This is a genomic window from Candidatus Symbiothrix dinenymphae (assembly GCF_001431085.1).
Genome location: NZ_BBRU01000083.1, coordinates 1 through 711, shown reverse-complemented (window position 1 = coordinate 711; position 711 = coordinate 1). Strand labels below are relative to the sequence as shown.

At 46.6% G+C, this 711-nt stretch carries 2 protein-coding genes; both read right to left on the bottom strand.

Translation table 11 applies throughout. The annotated features are described in order from the left end of the window. The coding region (locus ASC50_RS01360; protein ID WP_158648251.1) for an ATP-binding cassette domain-containing protein at positions 1–387 on the bottom strand (387 nt) is incomplete at its 3' end. Further along, positions 388–711 (bottom strand): ABC transporter permease (locus ASC50_RS01355; RefSeq protein ID WP_162491118.1); only part of this gene is annotated, 324 nt, incomplete at its 5' end.

The window sequence follows — 711 nt, the reverse complement described above, 5'->3', positions numbered from 1 at the left end:
ATCGCGCATTTGGACACGTTCGAGACAAAATATAGCCCGTTTTTCCTGTTGCTGGCGATTGTCGGAGGAAAACATGGTGAGCGGAAACATCACATTTTCCATCACCGTCATCGAATCAAACAGGGCAGACCCCTGAAAGAGCATCCCCATCTCTTGCCGCAGGGCGTTCAACTCCGGTTTTTTCATCGCCGGAAGATTGCGCCGGTCGTAGAGAATTTCGCCCGAGTCGGGCGACAGCAGTCCAATCAGGATTTTCATAAAAACGGTTTTCCCCGAGCCGCTTCGACCGATGACGAGGTTTGTTTTCCCCTTGTCGAATGTGGCGGACACATCTTTGATGACCTGTTTGTCTTCGAACGACTTGATAATGTGCTTTGCTTCAATCATTTAAACTAATAATAAGGTGATTAATACATCGGTCGCCAAAATCAGCACACTGCTGGTTACGACCGATTCGGTACTCGCCTTACCCACTTGCAGGGCACCTCCTTTGACATTATACCCGAAATAGGAGGCGGCAGAAGATATGATAAAGGCAAAAATCATGGCTTTCAATACCGAATAGCCGATGTAACGTGTTGAAAACCAATATTGAAGACCATATTCGTAGGTTGACGGCGAGATGATGTCGGTGAACCAACTGATAAAAAATCCCCCTGCCATACCAAAAAACATACTGAAAATAACCAAAACCGGCACAAACGCGACAAA